13 protein-coding genes and 1 riboswitch are annotated in these 14,324 nt (G+C 73.8%); of the genes, 3 read left to right on the top strand and 10 right to left on the bottom strand.

The features are described 5' to 3' along the window. The gene (locus MF672_RS20060; protein WP_242376647.1) at window positions 1–900 is read right to left on the bottom strand and encodes a VOC family protein; all 900 of its coding nucleotides are present in this window, start codon (window positions 898–900) and stop codon (window positions 1–3) included. After that, window positions 897–1,766 carry a class II aldolase/adducin family protein gene (locus MF672_RS20055; protein WP_242376646.1) on the bottom strand — a complete coding sequence of 290 codons (870 nt, stop codon included), beginning with the start codon at window positions 1,764–1,766 and terminating at the stop codon, window positions 897–899. Before MF672_RS20055 ends, MF672_RS20060 begins: the two co-directional genes overlap by 4 nt. Before the next feature lie 213 nt (window positions 1,767–1,979). Between MF672_RS20055 and MF672_RS20050 the strand changes: the two genes are divergently transcribed. Beyond that, window positions 1,980–2,552 carry a PadR family transcriptional regulator gene (locus MF672_RS20050; protein WP_242376645.1) on the top strand — a complete coding sequence of 191 codons (573 nt, stop codon included), beginning with the start codon at window positions 1,980–1,982 and terminating at the stop codon, window positions 2,550–2,552. Between the two features lie 89 nt (window positions 2,553–2,641). Here the strand turns inward: MF672_RS20050 and MF672_RS20045 are convergent, their stop codons facing one another. The 3 genes from MF672_RS20045 to MF672_RS20035 all read right to left on the bottom strand — a co-directional run bounded on the left by MF672_RS20045 (window position 2,642) and on the right by MF672_RS20035 (window position 5,450). Beyond that, window positions 2,642–3,382 carry a CHAP domain-containing protein gene (locus tag MF672_RS20045; RefSeq protein WP_242376644.1) on the bottom strand — a complete coding sequence of 247 codons (741 nt, stop codon included), beginning with the start codon at window positions 3,380–3,382 and terminating at the stop codon, window positions 2,642–2,644. Between the two features lie 12 nt (window positions 3,383–3,394). Further along, window positions 3,395–3,532, bottom strand: a riboswitch (cyclic di-AMP (ydaO/yuaA leader). Between the two features lie 122 nt (window positions 3,533–3,654). Beyond that, window positions 3,655–4,608: a Gfo/Idh/MocA family protein gene (locus tag MF672_RS20040; RefSeq protein ID WP_242376643.1), complete on the bottom strand. Its 954-nt coding sequence runs from the start codon at window positions 4,606–4,608 to the stop codon at window positions 3,655–3,657. A 20-nt stretch (window positions 4,609–4,628) separates the two neighbouring features. Next, entirely contained in the window at window positions 4,629–5,450 is an 822-nt protein-coding gene (locus MF672_RS20035) for an aldo/keto reductase (protein WP_242376642.1), read from the bottom strand. A 122-nt stretch (window positions 5,451–5,572) separates the two neighbouring features. On the opposite strand from MF672_RS20035, the gene MF672_RS20030 reads away from it, so the two are divergent. Together MF672_RS20030 and MF672_RS20025 are read left to right on the top strand one after the other, a co-directional pair. Beyond that, the gene (locus MF672_RS20030) at window positions 5,573–6,517 is read left to right on the top strand and encodes a hypothetical protein (protein WP_242376641.1); all 945 of its coding nucleotides are present in this window, start codon (window positions 5,573–5,575) and stop codon (window positions 6,515–6,517) included. A gap of 2 nt (window positions 6,518–6,519) precedes the next feature. Further along, window positions 6,520–7,680: a DUF6716 putative glycosyltransferase gene (locus MF672_RS20025; protein WP_242376662.1), complete on the top strand. Its 1,161-nt coding sequence runs from the start codon at window positions 6,520–6,522 to the stop codon at window positions 7,678–7,680. Between the two features lie 62 nt (window positions 7,681–7,742). On the opposite strand, the gene MF672_RS20020 is transcribed toward MF672_RS20025, so the two are convergent. The 5 genes from MF672_RS20020 to MF672_RS20000 form a co-directional block, all read right to left on the bottom strand. Next, on the bottom strand, window positions 7,743–8,978 hold the full coding sequence (locus MF672_RS20020; RefSeq protein ID WP_242376640.1) for a polysialyltransferase family glycosyltransferase: 1,236 nt from the start codon (window positions 8,976–8,978) through the stop codon (window positions 7,743–7,745). Next, window positions 8,979–9,959, bottom strand: coding sequence for a glycosyltransferase family 2 protein (locus MF672_RS20015; protein ID WP_242376639.1), 981 nt, complete (start codon window positions 9,957–9,959; stop codon window positions 8,979–8,981). It abuts the gene before it with no gap. Between the two features lie 28 nt (window positions 9,960–9,987). After that, on the bottom strand, window positions 9,988–12,024 hold the full coding sequence (locus MF672_RS20010) for an N-acetylneuraminate synthase family protein (protein WP_242376638.1): 2,037 nt from the start codon (window positions 12,022–12,024) through the stop codon (window positions 9,988–9,990). A gap of 72 nt (window positions 12,025–12,096) precedes the next feature. After that, window positions 12,097–12,783, bottom strand: coding sequence for a response regulator (locus MF672_RS20005; protein ID WP_242376637.1), 687 nt, complete (start codon window positions 12,781–12,783; stop codon window positions 12,097–12,099). Then, window positions 12,780–14,285, bottom strand: a complete 1,506-nt coding sequence (locus MF672_RS20000; RefSeq protein ID WP_242376636.1) for a sensor histidine kinase — start codon at window positions 14,283–14,285, stop codon at window positions 12,780–12,782. The genes MF672_RS20005 and MF672_RS20000 overlap by 4 nt, the downstream gene beginning before the upstream one ends. Between the last annotated feature and the right edge of the window lie 39 nt (window positions 14,286–14,324).

Raw genomic sequence — 14,324 nt, 5'->3', positions numbered from 1 at the left:
TCACACCTCACCCTTGCCCGGCAGCGGACGGCGGAGCTGCGGCTGCGTGTGGACGCGGCGCGTCGGGCCCTGCCACATGTCGATCGAGCCCGGCTCGGCGGGGTCGAAGTAGCGGGGACGCCAGGCGTCCTCGTCGGTGATGAGGCGTACGCCCCACGAGTACTCGTAGGTGATGCCCTCGGGGCCCTTGAAGTAGACGAAGACGGCCGTGGACTGCGGGTGACGGCCGGGGCCCATCTCGATCTCGACGCCGTTGGCCTCCAGGAAGTGCCAGTTGCGCATGACGTCGTCGAGGGAGTCGACCTGGAAGTTGATGTGGCACAGGCCCGGCTGGCTGCCCTGGAAGACGGCCAGCTTGTGGTGCACCTGGTCGATGCGCATCAGGCAGGCCCAGTCGCCGATCCAGTCCGAGACGCGGGCGTTGAACAGGCCGTTCCAGAAGCGGTAGGCCTCGCGCACGTCGGGCGCGTCCAGGCACAGGTGGCCGAACTCGGTGATGCCCGCCTCGCGGCCGTGCCGGACCGGGGCGGTCAGCGTCACCTGGTCGACGGCGAGGTCGACGCGGTTGCCGAAGGGGTCGTCGAAGGACAGGAAGTCGCGGACCCGGCGCGAGCGCGCCTCCTCGGCGCCGCCCCGCGCGACGCTCACGCCGGCCTTCTCCAGCTCGGTCTCGGCGGCCGCCAGCGCGTCCTCGTCGCGGACGAGGAAGCCGGAGCTGATGACGCCGGACTCGCCCTCGACCAGGGCCAGGCAGTGGTGACGCTGGTCGGCGCGCAGGTAGGCGACGCCGTTCTCGCGGGCGGTCAGCTCCATGCCGACGACGTCCACCGCGAAGCGCACGGCGTTGTCGAGGTCGGCGGCGCCGGAGCGCACGTAGGCGATGTCGGTTAACTCGATCATGACGGCTCCTGGAGGTAGGCCCAGACGCGGGCGAGGAGTTCGGGCTGGGCGGCTCGCCACGCCTCCTGCTCGGCGGGCGAGAGCGGCACGGGCCCGGCGGGACCCGGACCGGCGGGGACGGGACCCGCGAGGGCGGGCCCGACGGTCTTCGGGGCGGCGGCCTCCGGGGCGACCTTCTTCGGGGTGGCGGTCTTCGGGGTGGCGGTCTTCGGGGTGGTGACGCTCCAGGCGGTGGCGTTCATGCGGGCGCTGGCCTCCAGCACCCACATGAGCGCGACGGTCTCGCCGGCGGTCGCGCCGACGGTCACCGCCCCGTTGCCGCGCAGGATCACGGCGGGGGCCGCGCCGAGCCGTTCCGCCAGCGCCCGGCCGCGCTCCCGGTCCCGGACGAGCACCGCGTCGTCGAACACGGGCACCTCGGGGCCGAGGAAGGCCCCCTGCCCGTGCAGCGGCCGGATCGGCACCCCGGCCGCGGCGAGAGCGGTGGCGACGGGCGGCTGCGCCCGGCAGATCGCGCCGGCGCCGGGCCGGGCGCGCGCCAGCTCGACGTGGATCCACGCCTCGCGCGGCGCGCCGGCGGGCAGGTCGTTCGCGTCGAGCGGGATCTCGGCGTACGGGGAGGCCGGGGTGAGGGTCCCGAGGGGCGACGGCGGCGTCATCAGCAGGCGGTCGGGAGCGATCCGCACGGAGACGTGCCCGAACGCGGTCACCAGCCCCGCCCCCGCCAACGCCCGCCCCGCCGCCACCAGCTCCACCACAGCCCGCTCCGCCCCAGCAGGCTCCGTAGCGACCCGCTGCCCCGGCGTGGACGGCATGCCGGGCGCCGCTTCCGCGCGCGCGGTCTCGCCATCCGGCTCCGTGTGCACCGCCGTCACCTCTCCCGCTCGCCCACCAGGCCGCCGCGCCAGCTCCGCACGACTCGGCCCGCCCCGGACAAGGCCGCGCCGCGTTCCCACGGCCCGGCCCGCACAAGTCAGAGCCGCGCACGACCCCAGCCCCTCTCAAGACAGGGAGGACAATACATGTATCTCCATACCTGTTCTAGAGGAAGCGTTCACCCCGTCCCTATGCTGGAGGGCATGTCGCTTCAGCACGCGCTGCTCGGCGTCCTGGAGGCGCGCCCCATGAACGGGTACGAGCTGACCCGCTTCTTCGAGGCCGCCCCGCGCTGGGTGTGGTCGGCGCCGCAGAGCCAGATCTATCCCACGCTGCGCCAGATGGAGCAGGCCGGGCTCATCGAGGGCCAGAAGGAGGTCCGGGGCACCAGGCTGAGCCGCACCGTCTACTCGATCACCGAGCGCGGCCTGGCGGAGCTGCGCACCTGGCTCGCCACCCCGCACCCGCCGCCGCCGGCGCGTGACGCGTTCTTCCTGCAGGCGTTGTTCTTCGACATGATCGAGCCCGACCGGGCGGCGTCGGTGCTGAAGGCGTTCATCGCCGAGCAGGAGCAGCTGGTCGCCGAGTGGCGCGCGCACCGCGAGGCGCTGCTGGCCAAGGAGACCGACCTGATCAAGGAGCGGCTGAAGAGCCGCCCGGCGGCCGAGCACGACCGCATCGCCGCGCTGAAGGCGCACGTCTTCGCCGGGCAGATCGCCGTCGCGACGGCCCGCGCCGAGTGGGCGCGCGAGAGCCTGCGCCTCCTGGAGGCGTGATCCGGGAAGAGCCGGGAAAGCGACGAGCGCGCGTCCCCGGGCGATGGGGACGCGCGCTCGTGCGTGGGGGAGTGGCGTGGGGGAGTGGCTCAGGAGGCGTACTCGGGGTAGCCGTAGCCGACGACCTGCGACTTGGGCCGGACGCGCTCCTCCACCTTGCCGTTGCCGGTGTTGCCCTCGATGGTGGAGATGGTGCCGTTCTGGTTGTCCTTGACGACGAACCCGACGTGGTTGATGTCGTCGAGGTCCTTGCTGCCGCTCCAGGAGAAGAACACCACGGCGCCGGGCTTGGCCAGGGCGCCGAAGCGGTGGTTGGCCTGGAACCACTTGGCGTAGGTGACGGTGTAGGCGTCCCAGCCGACCTGCGGGCGGGCGCCGGTCTTCTCGCCGACCCAGGAGACGAACATGGCGCACCAGGGGGCGTTGAGGTAGGCGGTGGGGGAGCCGCCGTCGCGGGCGATGGTCTCGGCGGCCCGCCGGGAGCCGGCGTACCACTGCTGGTACGGGGTGCCGCCGCCGGCGGCATTCTCGCTGGTGCCGACCTGGGAGCGGGCCAGCGCCAGCACCTGGTCGGCGGTGACGCTGATCTTGGTCTCTTCGTGGGCCCGGGGCGCGGCGTGGTCGGCGGGGCGGGCGTCAGCGGTGCCGGCGGTGCCGGTGGTGGCGGTGGTGGCGCTGGTGGAGGTGGCGAGGTGCTGCCCGGCGGTGGCCGGGGCGCTGTCGGCGTTCGCGGCGGAGTGGGCGCCGAACGCGGCGGCGGCGATGGTCGCGCCGAGCGCGGCGCGGGCGATGTCGATCTTTCGGGCAGCGGTGATGCGGTGCATGGCCATCGAGGGGGTTGCTCCTTGCTTCCATGCCGCTTACCGGGTTAGCTGACGGGTTCGGGCGTGGAAGCTGCCCTACGGCACCGCGGTGCCGACTCACCCCAAAGGACGTGGGTCCCCGGTTCCGCCCGTGGGCGGATTCAGCGGTCACAGGACGATCCTGTGATGTGATCTCTCACTTGATGGTCAGACATAGCCGGACAAACCGGACGTATGCCCTGAGATGCCCCACAAGGTAATACACATGGCAAGGGGATTACAAATCCATAAAAGCCCAGCTAAGCGAGTTGCCCCCGCGCCTCGGCCAGAAGCCCCATCATGGCAAGGGATTCGTCAAGAGGCATGATCGCTGATTCGGTCCTGCCCTCGGCCACCGCGGCGCGCACCTCGCGCAGCTCGCCGGCGTAGCCGTTGTCGGCCGGATCCAGCACGTGCTCCTCCCGCTCCACGCCGGGACCGCTCAGCACGATCCGCTGCGGCGCCCAGAACGGGGCCGGGATCTCCGCCCGCAGCCCGGTGCCCACGACCCGGGCGTCGTTGGGGTAGTCGGCGAGCAGCGAGGTCGCCACGAGGGCGTGCCGGCCCCCCGGGTAGGTCAGCACCCCGGCCGTCTCGGCGTCCACCCCGTTCGAAGCGAGCGAGCCGGTCACGTGCAGCCCGGCGGGCCGGCCGAGCAGGAGCTGGGCCAGCCCGAACGGGTAGATCCCGAGGTCGAGCAGCGCGCCGCCGCCCAGCTCGGGCGCCCACAGCCGGTGCGCGGGGTCGTAGGGCAGCGCGAAGCCGAAGGACGCCTGCACCGAGCGGATCTCGCCGAAGCGCTCGTCGGCGGCGATCAGGCGGATGAGCGGGTTGAACCGCATCCACATCGCCTCCATGAGGAAGACGCCCGCCTCGCGCGCCAGGCGCACCATGGTCGCGGCGTCCTCGACGGTGGCCGCGAGCGGCTTCTCGCACAGCACGGCCTTGCCGTGCGCGATGGCGGCCTCGGCCACCTGGAGGTGCTGGGCGTGCGGCGTGGCGACGTAGACCGCGTCGACGGCCGGGTCGGCGCACAACTGCTCGTAGGAGCCGTGCGCCGACTCCGCGCCCAGCGTCGCGGCCAGCGCCCGCGCCCGCCCGAGGTCGCGGGAGCCGACCGCGGCCACCCGCATGCCGGGCTCGGCCGCGATGGCCGCCCCCACCGTCCGGGCGATGCCGCCGGTCGCCGCTATGCCCCACGCAAAATCTCGCACAAGGCGAGATCGTAGACGGGTCAGGCGACGTTGAACGTGTCGGGGTCCGGTCCGAGGCGCTTGCCCTGGTTGAGGGCCCCGAGAGCGGCCATGTCCTCGGTGTCCAGGATGAAGTCGAACACGTCGATGTTCTCCTTGATCCGCGCCGGGGTGGCGGACTTCGGGATGACCACGTTGCCGAGCTGCAGGTGCCAGCGGAGCACGATCTGAGCCGGCGTCTTGCCGTACTTCTCCGACAGCACCGCGAGCGCCGGGTCGCCCAGCAGGCCCCGGCCCTGCCCGAGCGGGCTCCACGCCTCGGTCAGGATGCCGTTGGCCTCGTGGAAGTCGCGCATCTCGCGCTGCTGCAGGTAGGGGTGCAGCTCGATCTGGTTGATGGACGGCGTGATGTCGGTCTCCTCCATCAGCCGGGTCAGCGTCCGGACGGTGAAGTTGGACACGCCGATCGCCCTGGCCCGGCCGTCGCGGTAGATCTTCTCGAAGGCCCGCCACGCCTGCACGTACGCGTCCTGCCGCGGGACCGGCCAGTGGATGAGGTAGAGGTCGACGTAGTCGAGGCCGAGACGGGACAGGCTCTCGTCGAAGGCCTGCTCGGCGCGGCCGTGGTCGCCGTTCCACAGCTTGGTGGTGACGAACACCTTCTCGCGCGGCAGCCCGCTGTCGCGCACGGCCCGGCCCACGCCCTCCTCGTTGCCGTACGCGGCGGCGGTGTCGATGTGCCGGTAGCCGGCCTCCAGCGCGGTCCGCACGGCCTGCTCGGCCTCGTCGCCGGGTATCTGCCAGACGCCGAACCCGAGCTGCGGGATCTGCACGCCGTCGGTGTTGAGCATGAGCGAGTTCATACCCTCCATTGTTCACGTCGCGTTCCGAGCGGCTTAAGGCGGCAGGGGTAACTTAGCGGGGTCATGAACGGGCCATCACCCCAGGCTGGGAGGGCCCCAACACCCGGTCGGGAGGGCAACGAGTGGTCGGACAGGCGTCGGCCTGGGTGGAGTCCCCGCTCCAGATGCTGTGCGCCGTCGAGGCCCACCACGCCGGGCTCCTCGGGCCCGAGACGGCCGTCGTGCCGCGCGCGGGCCTGCGGCCGCTGAAGGCCACCCGCAAGGAGCTGCGCTCGCTGGGGCTGCCGGACGGGCTGGTGCTGGCCGAGCCGCGCGAGCGCATGCCCCGCCGGGTCCAGGCCGTCGGCGACGCCTTCTCCGGCAAGGTGCAGCTCCGCTGGCTGCTGTCGCGACCCGGCCACATCGTCGTCGTCGACGACGGGCTGGCCACGCTGCGGCTGCTGGAGCTGCTGGCCGCCGGGCCGGCGCGGCCGCTGCTGCGCGCCCGCGCCGAGCCGGCCCCGCTGCGCACCGCGCTCGGCCTGGCCGCCGCGCTGCGGCTGCGCCTGAGCAAGGTGTCGGTCTTCACCGCGCTCACCGTGGACGACCAGCTGGCCGAGGCCGTCCGCGCCGCCGGCGTGCACCTGGTGCGGCACGAGTTCGACTGGCTGCGCGCCCAGCCGCCGAGCGAGCACGGCCCGGCCGAGCGCACGGTCGTGCTCGGCACCTCCCTGGTCCGCAACGGCCTGGTCCACCGCGACCGCTACCTGCGCTGGCTGAGCGACCTCGCCGCCCAGGAGCCGCTCGCCTACTACCCGCACCGCCGCGAGGACCCGCTGGACGTGGCGCTGATCCGGGAGCGGCCCGGCATCACCGTGCACGACCCCGGCGCGCCCGCCGAGCTGACCCTGCGCGGCCTGCACGCCGGCCAGCGCGTGCTCAGCCTCCCCTCGACCGCCATCACCTCGCTGCGGGTCCTGCTCGGCCCGCGCGGCGTCGCCGTCGAGCCCGTGGACGTTCCCGATGACTGGTGGACCAGCAGGGCGGCCCCCGCCCTGCGCTCGCATCTGACTGGAGTGCCCGGTTGAACGTGTTGGCGGTTGCCGACTCCGACTCGTACCTGAAGTGGGCGGCCTGCCTGCTCGACGACCTGCCCGAGGGCGCCGTGACGGACCTCGCCGTGGTCCGCACGCCGATCGCGCCCTCGCCCGAGCAGATCGCGGCCGCGGTCGGCGGCCGGGCGGCCCCGCCGGTGCTGTCGGCCCGGTCGGTGCGCCGGCTGGCCGAGCGCACCCGGCCCGACGTGATCCTCGTGGCCTGCACCGGCCCCGTGGTGGACGTGCTGGTGGCCGAGGTGCTGGACGGGCTCGACCCGCGGCCGGTGTTCGTCAGCGGGCTGCCGGGCATCTCGGTGCCGGCGACGGAGAAGGCGTGGATCTTCCGCAGCGGCTGCGACCTGTTCGTGGTGCACAGCGAGCGGGAGGCGGCCGAGTTCGGTGAGATCGCCGCGCGGCTCGGCGGGGGAGGGGCGGTGGGCCTGGCCCGGCTGCCGTTCCTGCGCGCCGGCGCGCCGGCCGCGGGCGGCGACCGGGTCGTCTTCGCCACCCAGGCCAAGGTGCCGCGCGAGCGCGAGCAGCGCGAGGAGATCCTGCGGGCGCTGGCCGGGCTGGCCGCGCGCCGCCCCGACCTGGACGTGGTCGTCAAGCTGCGCGCCCTGGAGGACGAGCGGCAGACCCACCACGAGCGCCACCACTACCAGCGGCTCTGGCGCGAGATGGGCGAGCCGGGACGGCTGCGCTTCGCCGCCGGCTCCATGCACGAGCACCTGACGCGCGCGGCCGGGTTCGTCACCGTCAGCTCGACGGCGGCGCTGGAGGCGATCGCGCTGGGCGTGCCGTCGCTGGTGCTGAGCGACTTCGGCGTCAGCGCCGAGATGATCAACCTGGTGTTCGAGGGCAGCGGCCTGCTGGGCACGCTCGACGAGCTGGCCGAGGGCGGCTTCCGCACGGCCTCGCCCGCCTGGTGCGCGGCCAACTACTTCCATCCCGCCGAGCGCGGCGACTGGGCCGCGCTGCTGTCCGGGCTGGTGACCGCCCGGCCGCGCAGGCCGGCCGCGTCCCTGCTGGACGGCCCCGAGCACGCGGCGGCCCGGCGGCGGGCCCGGCTGCGGGTCGAGGTGCACCCGTCCATGCTGCGGGCCGGCTACCGGGCCAAGCGGCGGATGCGCCGCTACCTCAGGGCCCTCACCTGAGCAGGGCCCTCACCTGAGCAGGCGCCGGGCCCCCGGCCGTACCTCCCCGGGGGCCCGGCGCCTCATATGGCGGCCCGGATCTTCTTCTTCAGCCGGGACAACGCCGTCGGCCGGGCCAGGAAGCCCAGGGTCTCCAGCCGCTTGCGCTTGAAGTAGCGGGCGTCGAAGGCGATCTCCGCCGGGCGCAGCTCCGGGTACGCCTCGGCCTGCATGCAGTAGCCGACCGCACGCACCAGCGCCTCCAGCTCCACCGGCGGCGGCTCCTCGATCCGCCCGTCCGCCGACAGGCGGGGCAGCAGCGCGTCCACGATGGTGACCGGGACGCGGTTGCTGTTCTCGTAGGGCGCCAGCCGCTCCAGCACCAGGTCCGTCCCGAAGGAGGCGACCGGCAGCCCGAAGTAGCGCCGCGCGGTCACCAGGCCGGTGGAGAAGCAGCCCACGACCAGCTCGGGACGCAGCGCGGCGAAGCACACCTCGGCGGGGACGCTCTCCCCGGCCACCGACAGCCGCACCCCGATCCGCTCGGCAGCGGCCCGCATGAGCTGCGCGTGCCGCCGCCCGGCCGCCGGGTGCGGCTTGAACACGACGTGCCCGTGGCCGCGGGCGGCGAGCGCCCTCAGCATCGCCTCGTGCAGCTCCGCCTCCTCCTCGGCGCTCAGCAGCTCCAGCGCCGACAGGTACTGGCCGAGGATGACGGCCTGGCCGGCCAGCATGTCGGGGGCGGTGGCCGTCACCTCGGCGACGACCGCGAGGAAACGCTCGCCGGGCAGCACCTCGGGCGGCACGCCGTACTCGCTGAGCAGCAGCGGCGTCAGCCCCGGCACCAGGTCCAGGTGCAGCAGGCGGGTGACGCGGCGGTGGATCTCGGCCGGCAGCGGGTCGCGGGTCGGGCCGTAGCTCATCAGCCCGTCGGAGTAGACCGTGATCGGGCAGTCGCGCACCAGCCCCGCGATCGTGCGCGCCGGCGGCACCGCGATCGACTCCAGCACCAGCTCCTCGACCCCGTCGAGCCCTAAGTGGGAGCGGATCAGCCGCTCCATCATCGGCACCTCGATAACCCGCGCCCGCCAGTCCGACGGGTGCAGCGGCGCGATGAGCTCGTTCCACGAGTGCACCGCGTCGAAGCGGGAGCGCAGCACCGCGAAGCCGGGCGTCTCGTCGAGCGGCGCGGCCACCTCGGGGATGGCCGCGTTGTTCGACACCACGAGCACGCGCCGGCCGTCGCCGAACCGGCCGTCGTCGATCGCGGCGGCCAGCGACATCGCCCCGAACAACGTCGAGGCGTAGAAGACCTTCACTTACGTCTCCTCCCGGTCGCGGCGGACCCGGACGTGCGGGCTGGGGGGCAGGTCGGGCAGCAGGGCGCGCAGCCGCGCCTCGCGCTCGGCCGGCATCCGCGCCACGGCGCCGGCCACCAGGTCGAGCGGCAGCGCCCGCACCGCCTGCGCGCCGCGCTCCTCGAAGCGGGCCCGCAGCGGCGGCGTGAACCGGTCGCCGAGCTCCAGGTGGTGGGCCAGCAGGGCGCAGAAGTTGCGCACCGCCTTCGGCATGAACTCCGGCTCCAGATCCTTGAAGACCAGCTCGAAGGCGTCGAAGAAGTGCAGCTGCCGCTCGTCGCCGACCTGGGTGAGCGAGCCCGCCACCTGGCGGCGGTAGAACACCCCCGCCAGCGACACCACGGCAAACGAGGCGGCCTCCCGGTGCAGCCGCCAGATCCACGGCCGGTCCTCGGCCGTGTGCAGCGAGCCGGGGAAGTGCAGCAGGTCGCCCAGCGAACGCCGGTAGACCCCGGCCCAGGCGTAGGGGTAGTCGACCATCGTGCGGACACCGGCCGGCAGGATCGCCTCCCGGGGGTCGAGCACCACGCCCCGCCGCGCCACGGGGGCGCGGTGCACGACCCGTTTGCGGCCCTCGACCTGCACGTGATCGGCGCGTACGAAGTCGCAGCCGAGCCCGTCGATCGCCTCGACCAGGCGGGCCAGGTAGCCGGGGGCGAGCCAGTCGTCGCCGTCCAGGTACGTCACGTACCGGCCGGACGCCGCGGCCAGGCCGGTGTTGCGCGCGTCGGCCAGCCCGGCCGCGGTGGCGTTGCGCACCACGGTCAGGCCGGGCAGCTCGGCGCGGAAGTCGTCGACGATGTCCGGGGTGGCGTCCACGGAGCCGTCGTCGACGACGATGAACTCGAAGTCGTGCCGGGCGTTGCGGCCCAGCGAGGTGAGGGCGTCGGCGATGTACCGCTCACCGTCGCGGATCGGCACGACGACCGACAGGGTGATCAACGGGAGTGCTCCTGGGGGGTGGCGGCGGTCAGACGGTCACCCGGCGCAGGCGGGCCTTCGGGGCCTCCTCGCCGGGGAAGACGCGCTTGACGCCGTCGCCCAGGGCCTGTTCGATGATCCGGATGTCGCGCACCAGGTGCTCCAGCCCGGACGGCTCCAGCGAGGCCGCGTGGTCGGAGCCCCACATGGTGCGGTCGAGCGTGATGTGCCGCTCCACGCACACCGCGCCGAGCGTCACGGCGGCCAGCGAGATCTGCAGCCCGCGCTCGTGGCCGGAGTAGCCGACCGGGACGCCGTAGCGCTCCTTGAGCGTGGTGATCGTGCGCAGGTTCGCCTCCTCCGGCGGCAGCGGGTACGTGGACGTCGCGTGCATCATGATCAGCTTGTCGGTGCCGAGGATCTCCACCGCCGCGTCGATCTCCGACAGCGTCGACATGCCGGTGGACAGGATCACCGGCTTGCCGGTGGCGGCCAGGGCGCGCAGCAGCTCGTGGTCGGCGACGCTGGCCGAGGCCACCTTGTGCACCAGGACGTCCATCTCCTCCAGGAACTCCACGGAGGGCACGTCCCACGGCGAGGCGAACCAGTGCAGGCCGCGCTCGTCGCAGTACTTGGCGATCTGGGCGTACTCGTCGCGGCCGAACTCGGTGCGCTCCTTGTACTCCAGGTACGTCATCTCGCCCCACGGCGTCTGCCGGATCTGGCCCTTCTGCTCCTCGGGCACGCAGATCGCGGGGGTGCGCTTCTGGAACTTGACCGCCTGGCAGCCGGCGTCGGCGGCCACGTCGATGAGCCGGCGGGCGAGGTCGAGGTCGCCGTTGTGGTTGATGCCGATCTCGCCGATGACGTAGACGGGCTCGCCGTCGCCCACCAGCACGTCGCCGATGGCGACCGGGCCGAGCCTGGGGCGGGCCTTGGCCTCGGCGGCGGGCGCCTCCGGCCGGGCGGCCACCACGCGGTCGCACAGCTCGCGCACCGCGCCCGAGCCGCCGGCCCTGGTCAGCACGACGCGGGCGGCGGCGCGCACCCGCGGGTGCGCGTCGGGGGTGGCGACCGGCCAGCCGACCTCGCCCATCGGGCCGAGGTCGTTGACGTCGTTGCCGACGTAGGCCACCCGGGCCGGGTCCAGGCCCTCGATCTGCAGCCAGTCGCGCAGCACCGTGCGCTTGTCGGCCAGGCCCTGCAGCACGGGCACGCCGAGCTTGCGGGCGCGGGCCGCCACCACCGGGTTGTGCTCGGTGGACATGATCAGCACCTTGACGCCGGAGCGCCGCAGCAGCGACACGCCCATCCCGTCGGAGCGGCTGACCAGCACCATCTCCCGGCCGTCGGAGTCGACGTAGGCGCGGTCGTCGGTGTGCACGCCGTCGAAGTCGGTGATGACGGCGTCGACGTCGATCGGCTCCGGCCGGTCGATGAACGGCGCGAGGGCCCGCACCAGCTCCAGGTCCTCGGGGTTGTCCACCTCGACGGCGTGCTGCGGCGGCACCGGCTGGACGGCCGTGCGGCCGAAGAAGCGGTGGCCGTGCTCGCGCAGGCCGGCGGTGCGCATCACGTAGAAGGCGCCGTTCTCGCGGAACTCGGGCTCGCGGTCCTGCCGGCGCTGCCGGACGGCCGGGTCGTGGTTGACGCCGGTGCCCGCCGCGGTCCACAGGAACTCGTGCGTCGGCAGCCCGGACACCACCGAGTCGGCCTCGCCGTCGAGCACCTTGCGCACGGCCTCCGACAGGTCGGCGGAGTCGATGAACGCGCTCGTGCACTGCACGAGCACGACCACCTCGGGGTCCTCGCCGAGCGCGTCGAGAGCGTGCAGGACGGCCGACTCGCTGGAGGCGGTCGCGCCGCTCAGCTCCGCGGGCCGCTCGACCACGAGCGCGCCCGCCTCGCGGGCGGTCCCGGCGATCCCGTCGTGGTCGGTGCTGACCACGACCTGGTCCACGAGCTCGGCGCGCTGGCAGGCGCGCACGGCACGGGTGACCAGCGGCACGCCCCCGACCAGGGCGAGGTTCTTCAGGGGAACGCCCGCCGAACCTCCGCGGGCGGGAACTACGGCCAAGACTCGCAACGGTTTCTCCTCAAAGCATCTGATTGCAACCAGAAGCTAGAGGCCCGGATTGAACGGCCAGCGTCACCATCATTAACTTTCCATGGGGATCCGGTAGAGCAGTTCTGGCCGGCCCACCGCGCCGTAGCGCGGGACGCGGACCGCGACCCCCAGGTCCACCAGGTGTTCGAGGTAGCGGCGGGCGGTCACCCTGGACACCCCGATGGCGTCGGCCACCGCCTGCGCGGCCATGCCGCCGTGCTGTTCGCGCAGCCGGGCGGCGACCGCGTCGAGGGTGTCCCTCGACAGCCCTTTGGGCAGCTCGGAGCTGCCGCGCAGGGTGCCGAGCACGCGGTCCACGTCGCCCTGCCCGACGGCCTCGCCGGCCTCCTCCTTGAACCGGGCGTAACGGGTGAGCTTTTCGAGCAGTGTCGCGTACGTGAACGGCTTGAGAAGGTACTGCGTGACGCCGAGCGACACCGCCGAGCGCACCATGGCGAGGTCTCGGGCCGAGGTGACGGCGATGACGTCGCACATCAGGCCGCCCGCCCGGATCGCCCGCACCACCTCCAGGCCGTGCAGGTCCGGCAGGTGGAGGTCGAGCAGGACGAGGTCCACCGGCCGCCCGCGCAGGAAGCGCAGCGCCTCGCCGCCGGAGCGGGCCACCCCGGCCACCTCGAAGCCGGGCACCCGCTCGACGTAGATGCGGTTGGCCTCGGCGGTGATCTCCTCGTCCTCCACCACGAGCACGGAGATCGGCGCGCCCGGCACGCGGGTCACCGGGCCCGCTCCGGGATCGGCAGCCGGACGGTGAACGCCGAGCCGCGCACCTCCACGCTGCCGCCCAGCCGCCGCACCGCCTGCCCGACCAGCGCCAGGCCGAGGCCGCGGCCGTCGCCCTTGGTGGTCCAGCCCCGGGTGAAGGCGGCGGTGCAGGCGGCCGGGTCGGCGAGCCCCGGCCCGTCGTCGGCCACCCGGATGACGGCCTGGCCGCCGTCGGAGCCGAGCCGCACCTCGACGCGGGTGGCGGCGTCGATGGCGTTGTCGATGAGGTTGCCGACGATGGTGACCAGGTCGCGCGCGTCCAGGCCGAGGTCGTCCAGCTCGCTGTCCTCGCTGATGACCAGCTCGGCGCCGCGCTCGGCGGCCTCGGCGCTCTTGCCCAGCAGCAGCGCCGCGAGCACCGGCTCGCGCACCGCGCCCACCACCCGGTCGGTCAGCTCCTGCGCCGCGCGCAGCTCGGCGGTGCCGAGCGCCACGGCCTCCTCGGTGCGGCCCAGCTCCACCAGGGTGATCACGGTGTGCAGGCGGTTGGCGGCCTCGTGCGCGGCCGAGCGCAGCGACTCGGCGAAGCCGCGCTCGGCGTCGAGCTGGCCGGTCAGCGCCTGCAGCTCGGTGGTGTCGCGCACGGTCACCACCCGGCCGAGCCGGCTGGCGGCGCTGTTGACCGCCAGCACCCGCTCGCCGACCAGGTGCACCCGCTCCTCGTCGGCGGTCAGCACCTCGGCCAGGCCCAGCTCCTGCACGTGCCGGCCCTCGGCGTCGGCGGGCAGGCCGAGCAGCAGCCGGGCGGCGTCGTTGCACAGCGTCAGCGTGCCGTCGGCGCCGACCAGCAGCAGGCCCTCCCGCACGGCGTGCAGGACGGCGTCGTGGTGGGCGTGGATGCGGCCCAGCTCCACCGGGCCGAGGCCGTGCGTCTGGCGGCGCAGCCGGGCGGTCACCAGCCAGGTGCCGGCCGCGCCGAGGCCGAGCGCGAGCGCCACGATGAAGCCGCCCCAGCCGAACTGGCCGCGCAGCATGGCGCTGATCCTGTCCACCGTGATCCCGGCGCTGACCAGGGCGACCACCCGGCCGCCGGCCAGCACGGGGGTGACGGCCCGCTCGGAGGGGCCGAGCGTGCCGGTGTAGGTCTCGGTGAAGGTCTCGCCGCGCAGCGCGGGCGCGGTGTTGCCGAGGAAGCGCCGGCCGATCTCGGCCGGGTGGGGGTGGCTGAGGCGGGTGCCGTCGGGCCGCATGATGGTGATGAAGTCGACGCCGGTGCGGAGCCGCACCCGCTCGGCGTACGGCTGCAGCCGCGCGCTCGGGTCGGGGTCGTCCAGGGCGTCGGCCACGTCGGGGGCGGCCGCCACGCTGACCGCGACGGCCGTCGCGCGGTGGCCGGCGTCGTCGGTGAGCAGCCGGTGCGCCTGCACCAGGGCGAGCAGGGCGCCGCCCGTGGCGGTGACCGCGACCACGAGCAGCTGCAGGACCAGCATCTGGCCGGCCAGGCTCCAGCGCCGCATGTGAAGACACCTTTTCGTGCGTTTGTCGTGAACGTAACT

Origin of the sequence: Actinomadura luzonensis, from assembly GCF_022664455.2 — a bacterium.
GTDB classification, from domain to species: domain Bacteria; phylum Actinomycetota; class Actinomycetes; order Streptosporangiales; family Streptosporangiaceae; genus Nonomuraea; species Nonomuraea luzonensis.
This window is presented reverse-complemented; position numbering and strand designations above follow the sequence as displayed.